Genomic DNA, 16,258 nt, shown 5'->3' with positions numbered 1-16,258 from the left:
CCGGATCCGGGACCGACCGCCGCGCCACGTCGCAGACTCCGCGCAAAAGCGCCGTGATCCAGCAGTAGCTTCGGCCCAGTGACCGAAGTCACTGCCGGATCACGGAAGAAAAAGGCAGGACGACTCGTCTGCCTCGTGGGGTCACGCAGGTCCTGACCTGCAGTGAAGGAAGCGGCACAAGGCCGCACGATACTTTTCCAGACGACAGCGAAGGACACCGAGGCCACTATGGCGGGACAGAAGATCCGCATCCGGCTTAAGGCCTATGACCACGAGGTCATCGACAGCTCGGCCAAGAAGATCGTCGAGACGGTGACGCGGACTGGCGCGAAGGTCGCAGGCCCGGTGCCGCTGCCGACCGAGAAGAACGTGTACTGCGTCATCCGCTCGCCGCACAAGTACAAGGACAGCCGCGAGCACTTCGAGATGCGCACGCACAAGCGGCTGATTGACATCATCGACCCGACCCCCAAGACGGTCGACTCGCTCATGCGACTCGACCTCCCCGCGGGTGTCGACATTTCGATCAAGCTCTGAGGGAACGCACTGACATGGCTAAGACGATCAAGGGCGTCCTGGGCAAGAAGCTCGGCATGACCCAGGTCTTCGACGCGGACAACCGGATGGTGCCGGTGACCGTGGTCGAGGCCGGTCCGTGCGTGGTGACCCGCGTCCGCACTCCAGAGAAGGACGGCTACTCCGCCGTCCAGCTCGGCTTCGGGCAGGTCGACCCACGGAAGGTCAACAAGCCGCTCGGCGACTACCTGCGTAAGCACGACATCACCCCGCGCCGTTACTTCGCGGAGATCCGCACCGACGACGCGAACGACTACACCATCGGCCAGGAGCTGCAGGCCGACACCTTCGAGGCCGGCCAGTTCGTCGACGTGACGGGCAAGAGCAAGGGCAAGGGCTTCGCGGGTGTCATGAAGCGGCACGGCTTCGGTGGTCTGGGCGCGTCGCACGGTACGCAGCGCAAGCACCGTTCGCCGGGTTCCATCGGTGGCTGCGCCACCCCGGGCCGCGTTTTCAAGGGTCTGCGCATGGCTGGCCGGATGGGCAACGTCCGCACCACTGTGCAGAGCCTGAAGGTTCACTCCGTGGACGCCGAGAAGGGTCTCATCCTGATCAAGGGTGCGATTCCCGGCGCCAACGGAAGCCTCGTCCTCGTCCGCACCGCTGCCAAGAAGGGGGCTGCGAAGTGACAAGCATTGACGTCCTCGACGCCAGCGGTGCCAAGACCGGCACGGTCGACCTGCCCGAAGACATCTTCGGCGCCAAGGTCAACGTTCCGCTGATCCACCAGGTGGTCGTGGCCCAGCTCGCCGCTCGCCGGCAGGGCACCCACAAGGCCAAGACCCGTGGCGAGGTCTCCGGCGGCGGCAAGAAGCCGTACCGCCAGAAGGGCACCGGCCGGGCCCGCCAGGGTTCGACCCGCGCTCCGCAGTTCGCCGGCGGTGGCATCGTCCACGGGCCGGTGCCGCGCGACTACTCGCAGCGCACGCCCAAGAAGATGAAGGCCGCCGCGCTGCGTGGCGCCCTGTCCGACCGGGCCGGCGGTGGCCGCGTCCACGTGGTCAGCTCGCTGGTCTCGGGCGAGACGCCCAAGACCAAGGCCGCCCTGGACGCCCTGCGCAAGATCACCCAGGCTCCCCGCGTCCTCGTCGTGGTCGACGAGAACGACGAGCTGACCTGGCTGAGCCTGCGCAACGCTCCCGAGGTCCACCTGCTGGACGCCGGGCAGCTCAACACCTACGACGTGCTCGTGCACGACGACGTGGTCTTCACCCAGGAGGCGTACGACCAGGTCGTGGCGCGGCTGAGTGGCGGGAAGGAAGACGCCTGATGGAGAAGATCGCCGACCCGCGCGACATCATCATCAAGCCGGTGGTCTCTGAGAAGAGCTACGGCCTGATCGACGAGAACAACAAGTACACGTTCCTGGTGAAGAAGACCGCGAACAAGACTCAGGTCAAGATCGCTGTTGAGCAGATCTTCGGGGTCAAGGTCACCAGCGTGAACACCATCAACCGGCAGGGCAAGCGCAAGCGCACCCGCACCGGTTACGGCAAGCGTCCCGACACCAAGCGCGCGATCGTGAGCCTGGTCGAAGGCGATCGGATCGACATCTTCGGTCAGATCGGCTGACCTGCGGGGGGCTTCGCCCCCCGCATTCCCCCCGTGTCGCCTTCGGGCGACAAAGTCTTTGGGGGCTTTGCACGATTGAATGATCCAGAATCCTCTGGATTCTGGATTCCGACGAAGGATGAACGAAAAAGATGGGCATCCGTAAGTACAAGCCGACGACCCCGGGTCGCCGCGGGTCGAGTGTCTCGGACTTCTCCGAGATCACCCGCAGCACGCCCGAGAAGTCGTTGCTTGCGCCCCTTCACAGTAAGGGCGGCCGCAACGTACACGGCCGGGTCACCGCTCGCCACCAGGGCGGCGGTCACAAGCGCGCCTACCGGATCATCGACTTCCGTAGGCATGACAAGGACGGCATTCCGGCCAAGGTCGCTCACATCGAGTACGACCCCAACCGCACCGCCAATATCGCTCTGCTCCACTACGCCGACGGCGAGAAGCGCTACATCATCGCGCCGACCGGCCTCAAGCAGGGCGACCGCATCGAGAACGGGCCCTCGGCCGACATCAAGCCGGGCAACTGCCTGCCGCTGCGCAACATCCCGACCGGTACCTTCATCCACGCGGTGGAGCTCCGCCCGGGCGGTGGCGCCAAGCTGGGCCGTTCCGCGGGCGCCCAGATCCAGCTGCTCGCCAAGGAGGGCCAGTACGCCACGCTGCGTATGCCGTCCGGTGAGATGCGCATGGTCGACGTGCGCTGCCGGGCCTCGGTGGGTCAGGTGGGCAACGCCGAGCAGGCCAACATCAACTGGGGCAAGGCCGGCCGTATGCGGTGGAAGGGCAAGCGCCCCACCGTTCGCGGTGTCGCCATGAACCCGGTCGACCACCCGCACGGTGGTGGTGAGGGCAAGACCTCCGGTGGTCGCCACCCGGTGAACCCGAAGGGCAAGCCCGAGGGCCGCACCCGCCAGGCCAACAAGGCCAGCGACCGGCTGATCATCCGTCGGCGGAGCAAGAGGAAGAAGCGGTAGGAGCAGCCGAAATGCCACGTAGCCTTAAGAAGGGTCCCTTCGTGGACGACCACCTTCAGAAGAAGGTGGACGCCCAGAACGAGAAGGGCAGCAAGAACGTCATCAAGACGTGGTCGCGGCGCTCCATGATCGTTCCCGACATGCTCGGGCACACGATCGCCGTACACGACGGCCGCAAGCACGTCCCGGTGTTCATCACCGAGTCGATGATCGGTCACAAGCTCGGAGAGTTCGCTCCCACGCGCACGTTCCGCAGCCACGTCAAGGAAGACCGCCGCAGTCGGCGGTAAGCGTCCCGGAAGTAGGAGAAAGCGATGGAAGCCAGGGCTCAGGCGCGGTTCGTCCGTGTCACGCCCCTCAAGGCCCGCCGCGTGGTGGACCTTATTCGCGGGCTGCCCGCTTCGGAGGCGCAGGCCGTGCTGCAGTTCGCTCCCCAGTCGGCGAGCGAGCCGATCTTCAAGGTGCTCAGCAGCGCCATGGCCAACGCTGAGCACAACTTCGATCTCGACCCGAGCACGCTCGTCGTGAGCCGCGCGTGGGTCGACGAGGGCCCGACGCTGAAGCGGTTCCGTCCGCGCGCACAGGGTCGTGCCTATCGGATCAACAAGCGGACGAGCCACATCACCGTGATCGTGGAGTCCCGCGAGCCGAAGGGAAGGACCCGATAGTGGGCCAGAAGGTTAACCCGCACGGGTTCCGCCTCGGCATCACGACCGACTTCAAGAGCCGGTGGTACGCCGACAAGCTGTACAAGTCGTACGTCGCCGAGGACGTGTCGATCCGCCGCATGCTGCAGAAGGGCATGGAGCGGGCCGGCATCTCCAAGGTGGAGATCGAGCGCACCACCGACCGCGTGCAGGTGGACATCCACACCGCGCGGCCCGGCATCGTGATCGGCCGGCGCGGAGCCGAGGCGGACCGCATCCGCGGCGACCTGGAGAAGCTGACCAAGAAGCAGGTCCAGCTCAACATTCTCGAGGTCAAGAACCCGGAGATCGACGCCCAGCTCGTCGCGCAGGGCGTCGCCGAGCAGCTGTCGAGCCGTGTCTCGTTCCGCCGTGCCATGCGCAAGGCGATGCAGTCGGCCATGAAGTCCGGCGCCAAGGGCATCCGTGTCCAGTGCTCCGGTCGTCTGGGCGGCGCCGAGATGTCGCGGTCGGAGTTCTACCGCGAGGGCCGCGTGCCCCTGCACACCCTCCGCGCGGACATCGACTACGGCTTCTACGAGGCCCGTACGACCTTCGGCCGCATCGGCGTGAAGGTCTGGATCTACAAGGGTGAGGCTCCGACGAGCCGCGCCGAGCGCGAGGCGGCCGCCGCCGGCGCTCGTGCCGGCCAGCGTCGTGACCGTGACGACCGTCGTGGTGGCGGTGACCGTCCGCGCCGTGGTGGCGGTGACCGTCCGCGCCGTGGCGGTGGTCGTGGCGACCGTGACCGCGCCCCCCGCACCGAGTCCCAGGCGGCACCCGCCCAGGGGACTCCCGAGACCGGCCCGGCTGCGCAGCCGGGTGCTGAAGGGAGCTGACCATGCTGATCCCGCGCAGGGTCAAGCACCGCAAGCAGCACCGGCCCGACCGTAGCGGCGCCGCCAAGGGCGGCACGAGGGTCGTGTTCGGCGAGTTCGGCATCCAGGCGATTGAGCACTCCTACGTGACCAACCGCCAGATCGAGTCCGCCCGTATCGCCATGACCCGTCACATCCGTCGTGGCGGCAAGGTGTGGATCAACATCTACCCCGACCGTCCGCTCACGAAGAAGCCGGCCGAGACCCGCATGGGTTCCGGTAAGGGCTCGCCGGAGTGGTGGGTGGCCAACGTCAAGCCCGGACGCGTGATGTTCGAGCTGTCGGGCGTGTCGGAGTCGGTCGCTCGCGAGGCGCTTCAGCGTGCGATCCACAAACTGCCTATGAAGTGCAAGATCGTTAAGCGTGAAGTGGGTGAGGCGTGATGGCTAAGGGCCTGACCGCCGGAGAGCTGCGGCTCGAGGACGAGGAGACCCTCGTCCAGAAGCTGAAGGAGGCGAAGGAAGAGCTGTTCAACCTTCGTTTCCAGTCGGCTACCGGTCAGTTGGAGAGCCACGGGCGGCTGCGGGCCGTCCGCCGCGAGATCGCCCGTATCTACACCGTGATGCGCGAGCGCGAGCTCGGCATCGTCACGGTCGAGAAGGAGACGAGCGATGGCTGAGACCGAGACCACTGAGACCACGGAGACGAAGGACGCGCGGAACTTCCGCAAGGTCCGTGAAGGCCTCGTCGTCAGCGACAAGATGGACAAGACCGTCGTCGTCGCCGTCGAGGACCGCGTCAAGCACCGCCTGTACGGCAAGGTCATCCGCCGTACGACGAAGTACAAGGCACACGACGAGGCCAACGCCTGTGGCGTGGGCGACCGCGTGCTGCTCATGGAGACCCGCCCCCTCTCCGCCACCAAGCGGTGGAGGGTCGTGGAGATCCTCGAGAAGGCGAAGTAACACTCCTTCTCGGATATACCGCGCCTCGTGGGGGCTCTCGTAGCCCCCATGACGGCGTCCAAGGACGCGGGGCCGCCAAGGCCTCGCGTCGCCTGCGGTGCGGCCCTCCACGGAGGGTTGTGGCCGGGGGAACAAGACAACAGCAGGTTCCGCCAGGCTCGCGCGGAAGCTCGCTTCCGCGGCCTCGTGATGGGCGTGCGAAGCACGATCCGGTGGTCACGGGATTTCTCCCGCGACTTCCATGGAAGCGTGCGAAGCGCCATCTGGGGGTCGCGGGGGCAGCGCCCCCACGTGAGAACCGGCGCGACTAACAGGAGTGAAAGTGATCCAGCAGGAGTCGCGGCTCAAGGTCGCCGACAACACGGGTGCCAAGGAGATCCTCTGCATCCGTGTTCTCGGTGGCTCGGGCCGACGCTACGCCGGTATCGGCGACATCATCGTCGCCACTGTCAAGGACGCGCTGCCCGGCAGCACGGGCGTCAAGAAGGGCGACGTGGTCCGGGCCGTCATCGTCCGCACGGTCAAGGAGCGCCGCCGGCCCGACGGCTCCTACATCCGGTTCGACGAGAACGCCGCCGTCATCATCAGGGAGAGCGGCGACCCTCGCGGCACCCGTATCTTCGGCCCGGTCGGCCGCGAGCTGCGCGACAAGAAGTTCATGCGCATCATCTCGCTCGCCCCGGAGGTGCTGTAATGCCGAAGCTGCATGTGAAGAAGGGTGACCTGGTCCAGGTCATCGCCGGCAAGGACAAGGGTGCCAAGGGTCATGTCATCGCCACCTTCCCGCGCGAGGACCGCGTGGTGGTCGAGGGCGTCAACATGATCAAGAAGCACACCAAGGAGACGCACCAGGGCCCGCGCGGCGCCAAGACCGGCGGCGTGCAGACCATGGAGGCTTCCATCCACGTGAGCAACGTGAAGAAGCTCAAGGACGACAAGCCCGCCGACAAGAAGCCCGCCGAGGAGAAGTCCGAGGCCAAGGCCGACGAGACGGGTGAGGACAGCTGATGACTGCCACGACCACTGAGACAGAGCGCCCGACGCCACGGCTGAAGACGAAGTACCGCGAGGAGATCGCGGCCCAGCTTCGCGAGCAGTTCGGCATCGAGAACGTCATGCAGATCCCGGGCCTGACCAAGATCAAGGTCAACATGGGTGTCGGCGAGGCGGCTCGTGACTCCAAGCTCATCGAAGGCGCCGTCCGCGACCTCACCGTGATCACCGGCCAGAAGCCGGCCGTCGTCCGGGCGCGCAAGTCGATCGCGCAGTTCAAGCTGCGCGAGGGCATGCCGATCGGCGCGCACGTCACGCTGCGCGGCGACCGCATGTGGGAGTTCCTCGACCGGCTGCTGTCCCTCGCGCTCCCGCGCATCAGGGACTTCCGCGGCCTGTCGCCGAAGCAGTTCGACGGCAACGGCAACTACACGTTCGGTCTGACCGAGCAGGTCATGTTCCACGAGGTCGACCAGGACAAGGTCGACCGGCCGCGGGGCATGGACATCACGATCGTGACCACCGCGAAGAACGACGACCAGGGCCGGGCGCTGCTGAAGCTCCTCGGGTTCCCCTTCAAGGAGGCCTGATCATGGCGAAGAAGTCGCTGATCGCCAAGGCAGGGCGCAAGCCGAAGTTCCAGGTCCGGGCGTACACTCGTTGCTCGCGCTGTGGCCGGCCGCGCGCCGTCTACCGCAAGTTCGGGCTGTGCCGCGTGTGCTTCCGCGAGATGGCGCACCGGGGCGAGCTGCCCGGCATCACCAAGTCGAGCTGGTAGTCCCGACGAGCGGTTTTTCCGTCGGATAACCTGTGGGCGGCCTTCGTGCCGCCCGCGGGTGACCACCCGCTTCCCATATTTCCGAAGAAGACCAGGATGTTCCCTCACGGGAACGTCCATGACCACGCCGAAGGTCCACCGGCAGAGAGCCCCCGGTCACGGGTGCTGCTTGGCCGACTGGAAACCGCGGCGAGGAAGGCCACTGGCCATGACGATGACCGACCCGATCGCAGACATGCTCACACGTCTGCGCAACGCGAATTCGGCGTACCACGAGAGCGTGGCGATGCCGTACTCGAAGATCAAGGCGCACATCGCCGAGATCCTCCAGCAGGAGGGTTACATCCAGGCTTGGACCGTCGAAGACGCCAAGGTTGGCAAGAACCTCGTGGTGGAGCTCAAGTTCGGGCCTACCCGTGAGCGGTCGCTCGCGGGCCTGCGCCGGGTTTCCAAGCCCGGTCTGCGGGTTTATGCGAAGAAGGACAACCTGCCTCGGGTCCTGGGCGGGCTGGGCGTCGCGATCATCTCGACGTCCGCCGGGCTCATGACCGACAAGCAGGCCGGCAAGCGTGGTGTAGGCGGGGAAGTCCTCGCCTACGTCTGGTAGAGGGGAGGAACACAGCATGTCGCGAATCGGACGGCTGCCCATCCCTGTGCCGAGTGGCGTAGACATCACGATCGACGGCCAGGATGTCCAGGTCAAGGGCCCGAAGGGCACGCTCACTCACACGGTCGCCGAGCCCATCGCGGTCGCTCGTGACGAGGACGGCAGCATCGCCGTCTCCCGGCCCAGTGACGAGAACAAGGTCCGTGCGCTGCACGGCCTGTCCAGGACGCTCATCGCCAACATGGTGCAGGGCGTCACCCAGGGCTACTCCAAGAGCCTTGAGATCGTCGGGGTCGGTTACCGCGTCCAGGCCAAGGGCCCGACGCAACTGGAGTTCTCCCTGGGCTTCAGTCACCCGGTCATCGTCGACGCCCCCGATGGCGTCTCCTTCCGCGTCGAGAAGCCGACCCTGTTCCACGTGGACGGCATCGACAAGCAGAAGGTGGGCGAGGTCGCGGCCAACATCCGCAAGTTGCGCAAGCCTGACCCGTACAAGGGCAAGGGCGTGCGCTACCAGGGCGAACAGATCCGCCGCAAGGTCGGAAAGGCTGGTAAGTAGGCATGGCTCCGAAGACTGCGTTCAGCAAGCACACGGCTGCCCGCACGGTCTCGCGGGCCCGCCGTCACCGCCGCGTCCGCAAATACGTCGTCGGCACGAGCGAGCGTCCGCGCCTGGTCGTCAACCGCTCGACCCGTCACATGTTCGTCCAGATCGTGGACGACACCGTCGGCCACACGCTGGTGAGCGCGTCCACCATGGACGCCTCGCTGCGCTCGCTGGAGGCGGACAAGACCGAGAAGGCCAAGAAGGTCGGCGAGCTCCTCGCTCAGCGGGCCAAGGACGCCGGGATCACCAAGGTCGTCTTCGACCGCGGTGGCAACCGGTATGCGGGTCGGATCGCGGCGCTGGCCGACAGCGCGCGCGAGAGCGGGCTCGAGTTCTGATGAGGGCCCGGGGATCGCAACTAATGGCAACTGAGATGAGGAACCACTGATGGCTGCAGCTCCGCGTCGCGGTGGCGGCACCGGTGGCGAGCGGCGGGACCGTCGTGACGATCGCCGCGGTGGCGCCGCCGACAAGGGCGTCTCGTACATCGAGCGCGTAGTGAAGATCAACCGAGTGGCCAAGGTCGTGAAGGGTGGTCGTCGCTTCAGCTTCACCGCCCTCGTCGTCGTCGGCGACGGCAACGGCATGGTCGGCGTCGGCTACGGCAAGGCCAAGGAAGTGCCCGCGGCCATCGCCAAGGGTGTCGAAGAGGCGAAGAAGCACTTCTTCAAGGTGCCTCGGATCCAGGGCACCATCCCGCACACCGTGCAGGGCGAGGAGGCGGCGGGCGTCGTCTTCCTCCGTCCGGCCTCGGCCGGTACCGGCGTCATCGCCGGTGGCCCGGTGCGTGCGGTCCTGGAGTGCGCCGGCATCCACGACGTGCTGTCCAAGTCGCTCGGCTCGGACAACCCGATCAACATCGTGCACGCCACCGTGGCGGCTCTGAAGGGCCTCTCGCGCCCCGAGGAGATCGCCGCCCGCCGTGGCCTGCCGATCGAGGACGTGGCCCCGGCCCGCATGCTCAAGGCGCAGCGTGAGGGCCTTGCCGAGGCCGCGGCCGCCAAGGCGGTGAGCTAGTCGTGGCACGCCTGAAGATCACTCAGGTTCGCTCGAAGATCGGTGGCAAGCAGAACCAGCGTGACTCGCTGCGTTCGCTTGGCCTGAAGCGAATCGGCGACGTCGTCGTCAAGGAGGACCGCCCCGAGATTCGCGGGATGGTCTCCGTGGTGACGCACCTCGTCGAGGTGGAAGAGGTCGATTGACGTGACTGACAGCTCCAACAACGCTGCTCCGCTCAAGATCCACGACCTGCGTCCTGCCCCTGGTGCCAACAAGGCCAAGACCCGCAAGGGCCGCGGCGAGGCGTCCAAGGGCAAGACGGCCGGTCGGGGCACCAAGGGCAGCCACGCCCGCACGACGGTCCCCCTCGGTTTCGAGGGTGGCCAGGTGCCGCTGCAGCGGCGTCTGCCGAAGCTCAAGGGCTTCTCCAACGCGCTGTTCAAGACGACCTACCAGGTCGTCAACCTGGACCGGCTCGGCGAGCTGTTCCCCGAGGGTGGCGAGGTCACCGTCGAGGCGCTGGTCGCCAAGGGCGCCGTTCGCAAGAACCAGCTGGTGAAGGTGCTCGGCACCGGCGAGATCTCGGTCGCGGTCAACGTGCAGGCCCACGCCTTCTCGTCGTCCGCGAAGGAGAAGATCGCCGCAGCCGGTGGTTCCGTTACCGAGCTGTAAGAGCTATTACGTGGCGTGGGGGCTTTGACAATGGGCCCCCACGCCCGTAGTGCGTTAGAGTTCGCCAGACGGCAGGATTCTGTCCGGCTCGTTTGACCTGAGACTTTCAGATGGCAGATCCCCGCACCATCGCATACTCACACCGCCGTAAAGGCGCGCAGGAGGGACCGTGCTGACCGCGTTTACCCGGGCGTTCCGGACACCGGACCTGCGCAAGAAGTTGCTCTTCACCCTGGGCATCATCGCGCTGTTCCGTCTCGGCTCGGTTCTTCCGACTCCGGGAGTCCACGTCGAGAACCTCGCCGCCTGTTTCGACCAGGCGCGCAGTGGAGAAACCGGCAACATCTACGGGATGGTGCAGCTGTTCAGCGGCGGCGCGCTCCTGAAGTTGTCGGTGTTCGCGCTGGGCATCATGCCTTATATCACCGCGAGCATCATTCTGCAGCTGCTCGTCGTGGTGATCCCGCGCCTCGAGGCGCTGAAGAAGGAAGGCCAGGCCGGTCAGACGAAGATCACGCAGTACACGCGTTATCTGACCATCGGGCTCGCCGTCCTGCAGTCGACCGCCTTCATCGCGCTGGCGCGCACCGGCCAGTTGTTCCCCAACTGTCAGCAGGACGTCCTGCTCGACCCGGACAACATCTTCGGCATCGTCACGATGGTCGTGATCATGACCGCCGGCACGTCCGTGATCATGTGGCTCGGTGAGCTCATCACCGACCGCGGCGTCGGCAACGGCATGTCCATCCTGATCTTCACCCAGATCGTGGCGGTCTTCCCCTCCGAGCTCGCCAACATCTTCCAGGCCAACAAGTTCACCTTCGCGGTCGTCATGGTGGTCGGTGTCTTCATGATCGCCGCGGTGGTCTTCGTCGAGCAGGGGCAGCGGCGCATCCCGGTCCAGTACGCCAAGCGGATGGTCGGCCGCAGGATGTACGGCGGCACGTCCACCTACATCCCGCTCAAGGTCAACCAGGCCGGCATCATCCCGGTCATCTTCGCGTCCTCGCTGCTCTATCTGCCGCAGCTGCTCACGTCGCTGTTCCAGACCAGCGACAACGTGGTCATCCAGTGGATCTCGCAGAACCTCGCGACGGGCGACACGCCGATCTACATGGCCACGTTCTTCCTGTTGATCGTTTTCTTCACCTACTTCTACGTGTCCATCACGTTCAACCCCACTGAAGTCGCCGACAACATGAAGAAGTACGGTGGTTTCATTCCGGGCATCCGCCCCGGCCGTCCGACGGCTGAATACCTGAACTTCGTGCTCACCCGTCTGACCGCGCCCGGCGCGCTCTATCTGGGTCTGATCTCCATGGTCCCGATCGTCGCGCTGGCGATCGCCGGTGCGAGCCAGAACTTCCCGTTCGGAGGGACGAGCATTCTGATCATGGTAGGCGTCGGCCTTGACACGGTGAAGCAGATCGAGAGCCAGCTGCAGCAGCGTAACTACGAAGGTTTCCTGAGGTAGTGCGTCTCGTCCTGGTCGGGCCCCCCGGAGCGGGTAAGGGGACACAGGCCCAGTACATCGCATCCAACCTGTCCATCCCGAAAATCTCGACAGGTGACATCTTCCGTGCCAACGTCTCGGGGGGCACGGACCTCGGCAAGCTGGCCAAGACGTACATGGACCGCGGGGACCTGGTGCCCGACGAGGTCACCATCGCGATGGTGCGTGACCGGCTGTCCGAGGACGACGCGCAGGACGGCTTCTTGCTCGACGGGTTTCCGAGGAACGTCGCGCAGGCCGAGATCCTGCGCGACATGCTCAAAGACTGGGGCCAGGCGCTCGACCTGGTTCTGGAGCTCGTCGTGGACGACGACGAGGTGGTCAGGCGGCTGGCCGGCCGGCGCACCTGCAGCCAGTGCGGTCGCATCTGGCATGTCGAGTTCGACGACAAGAAAGACGACAAGTGCGACGCGTGCGGGGGCGCGTTGTTCCAGCGTGACGATGACAAAGAGGAGACCGTCAGGCACCGCCTGGAGGTCTACCAGGAGCAGACGGCGCCGCTGGTCTCCTACTACGCGGACGAGGACATCCTGATCGGTGTGGACGCCACGGGCCCGGTCGAAGAGGTCACGCAGCGGGCCATGGACGCGATCAGGCCCTATATGGGCTGAGTTCCACTATCAACCGATTTGGGCGAGGTGGCACGGGATTCCGTGCCACCTCGCGGCTATTGTGGGGGAATTGGGCTCCCAGGTGGCCCGTTGAGACCCAGGGGGGCAGTACATGTTCAAGCGCAACCGCCACGGAATCCAGATCAAGTCGGCCGAGCAGCTCGAGAAGATGCGGGCGGCGGGCCTGGTGGTGGGTCGCACGCTCGACCTGCTCAGACGCTCTGTCGAGCCCGGCATGACACCCCTGGACCTCGACGTGATCGCCGAGAAGGCGATCAGGGACGAGGGCGCGATCCCGTCGTTCAAGGGATACCAAGGTTTCCCCGCGACGATCTGCGCGTCGGTCAACGAGGAAGTGGTTCACGGCATCCCGACGAACGCCCGCAAGCTACGCGAGGGTGACGTCATCTCGATCGACTGCGGCGCGATCCTCGAGGGCTGGCACGGCGACTCGGCCGTGACGGTGCCGATCGGCGAGGTCGACCCCAAGCTGACGGAGCTGATGCGCGTCACGGAGGAGGCCATGTGGCGCGGCATCGGCGCGCTGACCGTCGGCCGCCACCTGTCGGACATCGGCTACGAGGTCGAGCGGTACGTCAGGTCGCAGGGCCGCTACGGCATCCCTCAGGAGTACGGCGGCCACGGCATCGGCACCGAGATGCACATGGACCCGTGGATCGCCAACCACGGCAAGCCCGGCCGGGGCCCGGCGCTCGAAGAGGGCATGTGCCTGGCCATCGAGCCCATGGTCAACCTTGGGACCGACCGCACCCGCGTCCTGGCCGACGACTGGACCGTGGTGACCGTCGACGGCAAGCAGTCCGCACACTTCGAACACAGCGTCGCGGTGACACATAATGGTCCTTGGGTGCTTACCGCCCTAGATGGGGGCAAGGAGCGCCTTACCCAGCTGGGATTCTGACCGGGAGTGGTGGGATGGCGAAGAGCCCCGAGATGCGAGCGTCCGACGCCGACCGCGACCGGGTGGCCGCCGTCCTGCGCGAGCACACGGCGCAGGGCCGCCTCACGATGGACGAGTTCAACGAGCGGCTCGAACAGCTCTACCAGACCAAGACGTACGGCGAGCTCGCGCGGCTGACCTCCGACCTGCCCGACGTCGACCTGCGGAACCTCCCGGCCAAGGTCGAATCCAAGTCCGTCAAGAAGGGCGCGCACGCCGGCCTGGTGGCGGCCTGGCAGACGTGGGCCGTGGCCAGCGGCATCAACTGGGTGATCTGGCTGATCGTGAGCATCACCTCGAGCGATCTGGTCTATCCGTGGCCGCTGTGGGTCATGGGCCCGTGGGGAGTGGTCCTGCTCATGAGCACCATCTTCGGCGCCTCCAAACCCAAGACGGAATAGGGCGCAGCGTCGGCGGGATCGGGCGTGGCGGACCGGGGGCGCCGGGAAGTACGATGCGGCGGGTCGCCTCAACCGTAAGGAAAGCCTGATATGCCGCCTCGCCTTCAGTTGACCTCCGTGACCGTGGGCACGTCGCAGCCGCGCGAGCTCGCCCGCTTCTACGCCCGGCTGCTCGGCTACGAGGTGGTCGAGGAGGAGGGGCCAGGCCCCGACGAGCCCGAGCATGCGGCCTGGCTGCTGCTCCAGCCGCCGGCGGGCGGGAGCGGCCCGGGGGTGGGTTTCGAGTACGAGCGCTCCTACGTCCGCCCGGTGTGGCCGAGCGAGCCTGGCGCCCAGAACGCCTCGCAGCACCTCGACATCAAGGTCGACGACCTGTCCGCGGCCGTGGAGTGGGCGCTGGTCTGCGGGGCGGTCGAGGCGGCGTACCAACCGCAGGGGGACGTGCGCGTGATGCTGGATCCGGACGGGCATCCCTTCTGTCTCTACCTCTGAAAGAGCAAACAGACTGTTACCAAACCCGATATGTCGCTTTCTATTGGGTAGCTGGCAGGCCTCCCGCACTTTGGAGGCAAGCGACATGGGATGGAGCTATCGAAAGTCGATCAAGTTCGGGCCGTTCCGGCTGAACCTGTCCCGCCGCGGGGTGGGGCACAGCTGGGGCAACCGGCTGTTCCGGGTGACCCGCACGGCCGACGGACGCCGTACGGTCTCGGTCAACCTGCCTGGCGGCTTCCACTGGCGCAAGACCCGTAGCACTCGCTGACGGGTGGGGGATGTTGACGGGCCGGAGGCGCCGAGTCTCCGGCCCTTCCCCTACCCGTTCGGGTGGGCCTGCTCCAAACCGTTCGCGTGCTGGGCGTGCGGCTCCGGCCTGGCGGGCTGGGGCGCGGCAAACGTGGGGTAGACTGACACGTGGTTGTGTCAGGACACCTGGCACGCATTTCGCGTTCTAGGCTCAGGTGTCGTACACTCCTTAGTCGGCTCACTATGACCTACATGCGTCGGCGGTCTTTGCCGATCGCCGCTCTCTTCGAAGCGTGAGGTCGCGGCTGCTTAGTGAACCGGAGCCTCAGACGATCGATCAGTGAAACGCGAGGAATTTTGGCCAAGAAAGACGGCGCCATCGAGATCGAGGGCACTGTGGTCGAGTCGCTCCCGAACGCCATGTTCCGGGTGCAGCTCGACAACGGCCATAAGGTCCTGGCCCACATCAGCGGACGGATGCGGATGCACTACATCCGGATCCTTCCGGACGACCGGGTTGTTGTTGAACTGAGCCCCTACGACCTGACTCGTGGGCGGATCGTCTACCGATACAAGTAAGACGTCTGAGGAACACAAAGGACAATGAAGGTAAAGCCGAGCGTCAAAAAGATCTGCGACAAGTGCAAGGTGATCCGCCGGCACGGTCGCGTCATGGTGATCTGCGACAACCTGCGCCACAAGCAGCGCCAGGGCTAGTCGCCGCAAGGCTTCTCCGAGTCCGCCCCGTCAGGGAGCGGGCTCGACGCATGAGAAGCCTGAGTCAGTAATCGCGTGTCACACCCGGGCAGGCGGGCCTTTCGCGAAAGGTTCGAACCACTCGGGAGACCCCCGGTCGGAGGCCGGGGCCCTCACCCCGGGCATTGGGGAGGGGCAGTGAGGCGCAAGACCTCCGCCACAGAAGAAGGAGAATGCCCGCCATGGCTCGCCTGGTTGGCGTCGACCTCCCCCGCGACAAGCGGCTGGAGATCGCTCTCACCTACATTTACGGAATCGGCCGCACCCGCGCCCAGGAGATTCTCCAGGCGACCGGGGTCAGCGGCGACCTCCGCGTCCACCAGCTCTCCGACACCGAGCTCGTCCCGATGCGTGACTACATCGAGGCGAACTACAAGATCGAGGGTGACCTGCGCCGCGAGGTCCAGGCCGACATCCGGCGCAAGATCGAAATCGGTTGCTACCAGGGCATCCGGCACCGCAAGGGCCTGCCGGTCCATGGTCAGCGCACGCAGACCAACGCGCGCACCCGTAAGGGCAAGAAGAAGACCGTCGCCGGCAAGAAGAAGCCCGGTAAGAAGTAGTCCTCGCAGCCGCGGGACCGAAGACCTCAGGAGTTATGGCAAACAATGCCTCCTAAGAGCCGCCAGGGTGCGCCGAAGAAGGTGCGCCGCAAGGAAAAGAAGAACGTCGCTCACGGGCACGCCCACATCAAGAGCACGTTCAACAACACGATCGTCTCGATCACCGACCCGCTGGGCAACGTGATCTCCTGGGCCAGCGCCGGCCACGTGGGTTTCAAGGGCTCCCGGAAGTCCACCCCGTTCGCCGCGCAGATGGCCGCGGAAAACGCCGCTCGCCGCGCCATGGAGCACGGCATGCGCAAGGTCGACGTCTTCGTCAAGGGTCCCGGCTCCGGCCGCGAGACCGCGATCCGCTCGCTGCAGGCCACCGGCCTCGAGGTGGGCTCGATCCAGGACGTGACGCCGGTCCCGCACAACGGTTGCCGTCCGCCGAAGCGCCGCCGCGTCTGACATCCCAGGAGATATAGA

General features: G+C 66.0%; 31 protein-coding genes. All 31 read left to right on the top strand.

Annotation, left to right across the window (positions count from 1 at the left end; all coding sequences use genetic code 11):
- Positions 1 to 228 precede the first annotated feature (228 nt).
- The 31 genes from rpsJ (at position 229) to rpsK (ending at position 16,240) form a co-directional block, all read left to right on the top strand.
- Positions 229 to 537 (top strand): 30S ribosomal protein S10, encoded by a 309-nt coding sequence (gene rpsJ, locus ACTWPV_RS21550; protein ID WP_012887830.1) that lies wholly within the window; start codon positions 229 to 231, stop codon positions 535 to 537.
- 14 nt (positions 538 to 551) lie between these two features.
- Positions 552 to 1,205: a 50S ribosomal protein L3 gene (rplC, locus tag ACTWPV_RS21545; protein WP_347646475.1), complete on the top strand. Its 654-nt coding sequence runs from the start codon at positions 552 to 554 to the stop codon at positions 1,203 to 1,205.
- Positions 1,202 to 1,846 (top strand): 50S ribosomal protein L4, encoded by a 645-nt coding sequence (rplD, locus tag ACTWPV_RS21540; RefSeq protein ID WP_347646476.1) that lies wholly within the window; start codon positions 1,202 to 1,204, stop codon positions 1,844 to 1,846. Before rplC ends, rplD begins: the two co-directional genes overlap by 4 nt.
- Entirely contained in the window at positions 1,846 to 2,148 is a 303-nt protein-coding gene (gene rplW / locus ACTWPV_RS21535) for a 50S ribosomal protein L23 (RefSeq protein WP_080043238.1), read from the top strand. Before rplD ends, rplW begins: the two co-directional genes overlap by 1 nt.
- Positions 2,149 to 2,279: 131 nt before the next feature.
- On the top strand, positions 2,280 to 3,116 hold the full coding sequence (gene rplB, locus ACTWPV_RS21530) for a 50S ribosomal protein L2 (protein WP_132509668.1): 837 nt from the start codon (positions 2,280 to 2,282) through the stop codon (positions 3,114 to 3,116).
- A gap of 11 nt (positions 3,117 to 3,127) precedes the next feature.
- Positions 3,128 to 3,406, top strand: a complete 279-nt coding sequence (gene rpsS / locus ACTWPV_RS21525; RefSeq protein ID WP_090930455.1) for a 30S ribosomal protein S19 — start codon at positions 3,128 to 3,130, stop codon at positions 3,404 to 3,406.
- A gap of 24 nt (positions 3,407 to 3,430) precedes the next feature.
- The gene (gene rplV, locus ACTWPV_RS21520; RefSeq protein ID WP_132599484.1) at positions 3,431 to 3,784 is read left to right on the top strand and encodes a 50S ribosomal protein L22; all 354 of its coding nucleotides are present in this window, start codon (positions 3,431 to 3,433) and stop codon (positions 3,782 to 3,784) included.
- Positions 3,784 to 4,641 (top strand): 30S ribosomal protein S3, encoded by an 858-nt coding sequence (gene rpsC / locus ACTWPV_RS21515; protein WP_132599487.1) that lies wholly within the window; start codon positions 3,784 to 3,786, stop codon positions 4,639 to 4,641. The genes rplV and rpsC overlap by 1 nt, the downstream gene beginning before the upstream one ends.
- 2 nt (positions 4,642 to 4,643) lie before the next feature.
- Positions 4,644 to 5,063, top strand: a complete 420-nt coding sequence (gene rplP, locus ACTWPV_RS21510; RefSeq protein WP_443153143.1) for a 50S ribosomal protein L16 — start codon at positions 4,644 to 4,646, stop codon at positions 5,061 to 5,063.
- The gene (gene rpmC, locus ACTWPV_RS21505) at positions 5,063 to 5,299 is read left to right on the top strand and encodes a 50S ribosomal protein L29 (RefSeq protein WP_132337013.1); all 237 of its coding nucleotides are present in this window, start codon (positions 5,063 to 5,065) and stop codon (positions 5,297 to 5,299) included. The genes rplP and rpmC overlap by 1 nt, the downstream gene beginning before the upstream one ends.
- On the top strand, positions 5,292 to 5,585 hold the full coding sequence (rpsQ, locus tag ACTWPV_RS21500; RefSeq protein WP_132599491.1) for a 30S ribosomal protein S17: 294 nt from the start codon (positions 5,292 to 5,294) through the stop codon (positions 5,583 to 5,585). The genes rpmC and rpsQ overlap by 8 nt, the downstream gene beginning before the upstream one ends.
- A 322-nt stretch (positions 5,586 to 5,907) precedes the next feature.
- A complete protein-coding gene (rplN, locus tag ACTWPV_RS21495) occupies positions 5,908 to 6,279 on the top strand; it encodes a 50S ribosomal protein L14 (protein ID WP_347616788.1) in 372 nt (123 codons plus the stop codon).
- Positions 6,279 to 6,593, top strand: coding sequence for a 50S ribosomal protein L24 (gene rplX, locus ACTWPV_RS21490; protein ID WP_443153142.1), 315 nt, complete (start codon positions 6,279 to 6,281; stop codon positions 6,591 to 6,593). Before rplN ends, rplX begins: the two co-directional genes overlap by 1 nt.
- On the top strand, positions 6,593 to 7,168 hold the full coding sequence (rplE, locus tag ACTWPV_RS21485) for a 50S ribosomal protein L5 (RefSeq protein WP_132509674.1): 576 nt from the start codon (positions 6,593 to 6,595) through the stop codon (positions 7,166 to 7,168). Before rplX ends, rplE begins: the two co-directional genes overlap by 1 nt.
- 2 nt (positions 7,169 to 7,170) lie before the next feature.
- Positions 7,171 to 7,356: a type Z 30S ribosomal protein S14 gene (locus tag ACTWPV_RS21480; RefSeq protein ID WP_132337023.1), complete on the top strand. Its 186-nt coding sequence runs from the start codon at positions 7,171 to 7,173 to the stop codon at positions 7,354 to 7,356.
- Positions 7,357 to 7,564: 208 nt separating this feature from the next.
- The gene (gene rpsH / locus ACTWPV_RS21475; protein ID WP_132509675.1) at positions 7,565 to 7,963 is read left to right on the top strand and encodes a 30S ribosomal protein S8; all 399 of its coding nucleotides are present in this window, start codon (positions 7,565 to 7,567) and stop codon (positions 7,961 to 7,963) included.
- 16 nt (positions 7,964 to 7,979) lie between these two features.
- Positions 7,980 to 8,522 carry a 50S ribosomal protein L6 gene (gene rplF, locus ACTWPV_RS21470; RefSeq protein ID WP_347646478.1) on the top strand — a complete coding sequence of 181 codons (543 nt, stop codon included), beginning with the start codon at positions 7,980 to 7,982 and terminating at the stop codon, positions 8,520 to 8,522.
- Between the two features lie 2 nt (positions 8,523 to 8,524).
- Entirely contained in the window at positions 8,525 to 8,908 is a 384-nt protein-coding gene (gene rplR / locus ACTWPV_RS21465) for a 50S ribosomal protein L18 (RefSeq protein WP_132599495.1), read from the top strand.
- 49 nt (positions 8,909 to 8,957) lie between these two features.
- A complete protein-coding gene (gene rpsE / locus ACTWPV_RS21460) occupies positions 8,958 to 9,587 on the top strand; it encodes a 30S ribosomal protein S5 (protein WP_132632155.1) in 630 nt (209 codons plus the stop codon).
- Positions 9,588 to 9,589: 2 nt separating this feature from the next.
- A complete protein-coding gene (gene rpmD, locus ACTWPV_RS21455; protein ID WP_080043226.1) occupies positions 9,590 to 9,772 on the top strand; it encodes a 50S ribosomal protein L30 in 183 nt (60 codons plus the stop codon).
- A 1-nt stretch (position 9,773) separates the two neighbouring features.
- Positions 9,774 to 10,241: a 50S ribosomal protein L15 gene (rplO, locus tag ACTWPV_RS21450; RefSeq protein ID WP_132509680.1), complete on the top strand. Its 468-nt coding sequence runs from the start codon at positions 9,774 to 9,776 to the stop codon at positions 10,239 to 10,241.
- A 169-nt stretch (positions 10,242 to 10,410) separates the two neighbouring features.
- Positions 10,411 to 11,715: a preprotein translocase subunit SecY gene (gene secY, locus ACTWPV_RS21445; RefSeq protein ID WP_347646480.1), complete on the top strand. Its 1,305-nt coding sequence runs from the start codon at positions 10,411 to 10,413 to the stop codon at positions 11,713 to 11,715.
- Positions 11,715 to 12,365 (top strand): adenylate kinase, encoded by a 651-nt coding sequence (locus ACTWPV_RS21440; RefSeq protein WP_347646481.1) that lies wholly within the window; start codon positions 11,715 to 11,717, stop codon positions 12,363 to 12,365. The genes secY and ACTWPV_RS21440 overlap by 1 nt, the downstream gene beginning before the upstream one ends.
- A gap of 112 nt (positions 12,366 to 12,477) precedes the next feature.
- Positions 12,478 to 13,287, top strand: a complete 810-nt coding sequence (gene map / locus ACTWPV_RS21435; protein ID WP_347646483.1) for a type I methionyl aminopeptidase — start codon at positions 12,478 to 12,480, stop codon at positions 13,285 to 13,287.
- 14 nt (positions 13,288 to 13,301) lie between these two features.
- Positions 13,302 to 13,727 (top strand): DUF1707 SHOCT-like domain-containing protein, encoded by a 426-nt coding sequence (locus ACTWPV_RS21430; RefSeq protein ID WP_347646484.1) that lies wholly within the window; start codon positions 13,302 to 13,304, stop codon positions 13,725 to 13,727.
- A gap of 90 nt (positions 13,728 to 13,817) precedes the next feature.
- On the top strand, positions 13,818 to 14,219 hold the full coding sequence (locus ACTWPV_RS21425; protein ID WP_443153141.1) for a VOC family protein: 402 nt from the start codon (positions 13,818 to 13,820) through the stop codon (positions 14,217 to 14,219).
- An 85-nt stretch (positions 14,220 to 14,304) separates the two neighbouring features.
- Positions 14,305 to 14,490, top strand: a complete 186-nt coding sequence (locus ACTWPV_RS21420) for a DUF4236 domain-containing protein (RefSeq protein ID WP_347646486.1) — start codon at positions 14,305 to 14,307, stop codon at positions 14,488 to 14,490.
- A gap of 338 nt (positions 14,491 to 14,828) precedes the next feature.
- Positions 14,829 to 15,050 carry a translation initiation factor IF-1 gene (gene infA, locus ACTWPV_RS21415; protein WP_030451477.1) on the top strand — a complete coding sequence of 74 codons (222 nt, stop codon included), beginning with the start codon at positions 14,829 to 14,831 and terminating at the stop codon, positions 15,048 to 15,050.
- 24 nt (positions 15,051 to 15,074) lie between these two features.
- Positions 15,075 to 15,188, top strand: coding sequence for a 50S ribosomal protein L36 (rpmJ, locus tag ACTWPV_RS21410; RefSeq protein WP_003956441.1), 114 nt, complete (start codon positions 15,075 to 15,077; stop codon positions 15,186 to 15,188).
- Positions 15,189 to 15,409: 221 nt separating this feature from the next.
- Positions 15,410 to 15,790 (top strand): 30S ribosomal protein S13, encoded by a 381-nt coding sequence (gene rpsM / locus ACTWPV_RS21405; RefSeq protein WP_132617274.1) that lies wholly within the window; start codon positions 15,410 to 15,412, stop codon positions 15,788 to 15,790.
- 45 nt (positions 15,791 to 15,835) lie between these two features.
- Complete coding sequence (gene rpsK / locus ACTWPV_RS21400) at positions 15,836 to 16,240, top strand: 30S ribosomal protein S11 (protein ID WP_132337049.1); 405 nt, start codon at positions 15,836 to 15,838, stop codon at positions 16,238 to 16,240.
- Positions 16,241 to 16,258: the final 18 nt, after the last annotated feature.

It is taken from the genome of Nonomuraea sp. KM88, from assembly GCF_052245635.1.
GTDB lineage: Bacteria > Actinomycetota > Actinomycetes > Streptosporangiales > Streptosporangiaceae > Nonomuraea.
This window is presented reverse-complemented; position numbering and strand designations above follow the sequence as displayed.

Bases quoted from the DNA above. Each gene is read 5' to 3' on its own strand.
- rpsJ (WP_012887830.1), top strand. From the start codon at position 229: ATGGCGGGACAGAAGATCCGCATCCGGCTTAAGGCCTATGACCACGAG.
- rplC (WP_347646475.1), top strand. From the start codon at position 552: ATGGCTAAGACGATCAAGGGCGTCCTGGGCAAGAAGCTCGGCATGACC.
- rplW (WP_080043238.1), top strand. From the start codon at position 1,846: ATGGAGAAGATCGCCGACCCGCGCGACATCATCATCAAGCCGGTGGTC.
- rplB (WP_132509668.1), top strand. From the start codon at position 2,280: ATGGGCATCCGTAAGTACAAGCCGACGACCCCGGGTCGCCGCGGGTCG.
- rpsS (WP_090930455.1), top strand. From the start codon at position 3,128: ATGCCACGTAGCCTTAAGAAGGGTCCCTTCGTGGACGACCACCTTCAG.
- rplV (WP_132599484.1), top strand. From the start codon at position 3,431: ATGGAAGCCAGGGCTCAGGCGCGGTTCGTCCGTGTCACGCCCCTCAAG.
- rplP (WP_443153143.1), top strand. From the start codon at position 4,644: ATGCTGATCCCGCGCAGGGTCAAGCACCGCAAGCAGCACCGGCCCGAC.
- rpmC (WP_132337013.1), top strand. From the start codon at position 5,063: ATGGCTAAGGGCCTGACCGCCGGAGAGCTGCGGCTCGAGGACGAGGAG.
- rpsQ (WP_132599491.1), top strand. From the start codon at position 5,292: ATGGCTGAGACCGAGACCACTGAGACCACGGAGACGAAGGACGCGCGG.
- rplX (WP_443153142.1), top strand. From the start codon at position 6,279: ATGCCGAAGCTGCATGTGAAGAAGGGTGACCTGGTCCAGGTCATCGCC.
- rplE (WP_132509674.1), top strand. From the start codon at position 6,593: ATGACTGCCACGACCACTGAGACAGAGCGCCCGACGCCACGGCTGAAG.
- ACTWPV_RS21480 (WP_132337023.1), top strand. From the start codon at position 7,171: ATGGCGAAGAAGTCGCTGATCGCCAAGGCAGGGCGCAAGCCGAAGTTC.
- rpsH (WP_132509675.1), top strand. From the start codon at position 7,565: ATGACGATGACCGACCCGATCGCAGACATGCTCACACGTCTGCGCAAC.
- rplF (WP_347646478.1), top strand. From the start codon at position 7,980: ATGTCGCGAATCGGACGGCTGCCCATCCCTGTGCCGAGTGGCGTAGAC.
- rplR (WP_132599495.1), top strand. From the start codon at position 8,525: ATGGCTCCGAAGACTGCGTTCAGCAAGCACACGGCTGCCCGCACGGTC.
- rpsE (WP_132632155.1), top strand. From the start codon at position 8,958: ATGGCTGCAGCTCCGCGTCGCGGTGGCGGCACCGGTGGCGAGCGGCGG.
- map (WP_347646483.1), top strand. From the start codon at position 12,478: ATGTTCAAGCGCAACCGCCACGGAATCCAGATCAAGTCGGCCGAGCAG.
- ACTWPV_RS21430 (WP_347646484.1), top strand. From the start codon at position 13,302: ATGGCGAAGAGCCCCGAGATGCGAGCGTCCGACGCCGACCGCGACCGG.
- ACTWPV_RS21425 (WP_443153141.1), top strand. From the start codon at position 13,818: ATGCCGCCTCGCCTTCAGTTGACCTCCGTGACCGTGGGCACGTCGCAG.
- ACTWPV_RS21420 (WP_347646486.1), top strand. From the start codon at position 14,305: ATGGGATGGAGCTATCGAAAGTCGATCAAGTTCGGGCCGTTCCGGCTG.
- rpmJ (WP_003956441.1), top strand. From the start codon at position 15,075: ATGAAGGTAAAGCCGAGCGTCAAAAAGATCTGCGACAAGTGCAAGGTG.
- rpsM (WP_132617274.1), top strand. From the start codon at position 15,410: ATGGCTCGCCTGGTTGGCGTCGACCTCCCCCGCGACAAGCGGCTGGAG.
- rpsK (WP_132337049.1), top strand. From the start codon at position 15,836: ATGCCTCCTAAGAGCCGCCAGGGTGCGCCGAAGAAGGTGCGCCGCAAG.